The sequence below is a fragment of the Streptomyces sp. NTH33 genome, assembly GCF_003236365.1.
Lineage (GTDB): Bacteria > Actinomycetota > Actinomycetes > Streptomycetales > Streptomycetaceae > Streptomyces.
On record NZ_POTZ01000893.1, the window covers coordinates 1 to 1366 of the forward strand.

Genomic DNA, 1366 nt, shown 5'->3' on the forward strand with positions numbered 1-1366 from the left:
CCCGCGGCCACCGCCCACGACAGGCCTGGCTCGACCACCAGCAGACGGCGATAATCCCGAACGAGGAAGGAACCCGAGACAATGACGCCGAACCGCAGCTATGACAGCACTGCGGCTTGCTCATCTCCAGGTCGAATCTGCGGAGGAACGCCTGCCAGCGCAGGTCGACGTCCGCGCCGGTCATCTGGGTGCGTGAGGACCACAGCCACACCGGCTTCGGGTCGCGGTCGCCGGGCAGGCGGTCGACCTTCAACCGGATCAACGTGCCGTGGATCAAAGGGAGTTCACCGCAGTGGTCGAGCCAGGGACCGCGGGCGGTCAGGCGGGGATGCATCCGGTCCCAGGCCAGGGCCTCGGCCGTGCCGTAACGGGTGGTGTCGCAGGTGGTGGCGGCGTCGGGGGTGTGCCACGTCTCGGGCTTGGCGAAGGCGAGGGCACTGCCGTGCTTGCGGGGCTGCCCGCCGCGCGGGGTGGAGCGGCGCGGGCCGGCGTCCCGGAGCATGACCCGGTCCGAGCGCAGCCGGCCGACCAGCTCGACGGGCAGGTCGGCCAGGACGTAGGCGAGGCGGGTGACGTCGTAGCCGGAGTCCATCACGACGAGGATGTCCGCATCGCCCGGCCGCCACTGCCCCGCCTGCACCAGCCGGGTGACCACCTCGCGCAGCTGGGCGGCGGTCACCGCGGTGGCGTCGTCGGCCGGCCCGAGCCGGACCGCGTCCAGCAGCGCGGTCCAGGACGTGCGGCCCGTCTCCAGCGCGGCGACGAAAGAGTAGGGCCGGCCGGGGATGAACTGATCCGCGCTGCGGCCCCGCCCGTAGACGTGGCAGAACAGCAACTCCGGGCTGGTGGGGGCGTCGGGCCGCAGCCAGTTACTCACGTCCACCGCGAGCACGATCCGCCCGTCGGCCGCACGCGGCAGCGGCGTGGAGGCCAGCAGCCGGCGCAGGCGGCGCGGCTCCAGCCAGCCGTGATTGACCGCGTCGTACATCGCCCCGTGCCCGCGCCGGTGCTCGGCCGTGAGCGTCAGCTCGACCAGCGACGTCACCGGGCCGTCCGCACACAGCACCGCGTCGGTCAGCTCGAAGAGCGCATCCGCGCGGGTGCAGAGGCAGTCGTAGAACTCGACACGAAAGTGGGACAGGATGCCCAGCGCGGCGTCAGCGGACTGTGCAGGGGCGAGACTCTTCAGAGGGCGTTAAGTCCGTTTCTGATAGCGGCCACGTCCGGGTTGCTCGAGGAATCCCTGGCGAACGAGTCGTCCCAGCCGGGAGCGGGTGACGTTGATCGAGGGCTCGTCGGTGGGCAGGCCGAGGTGTTCGTGCAGGTCGCGGACGCGGAACACCTTCTCGGGGTCTTCGTTGAAGGC

Annotated in this window: 1 protein-coding gene; it reads right to left on the reverse strand. The window is 71.3% G+C overall.

Features of this window, described 5'->3' with window-relative positions; all coding sequences use genetic code 11:
• Positions 1-1150: transposase (locus tag C1I97_RS37320; protein WP_258382932.1), on the reverse strand; the 1150-nt coding region annotated here is incomplete at its 3' end.
• Positions 1151-1366: the final 216 nt, after the last annotated feature.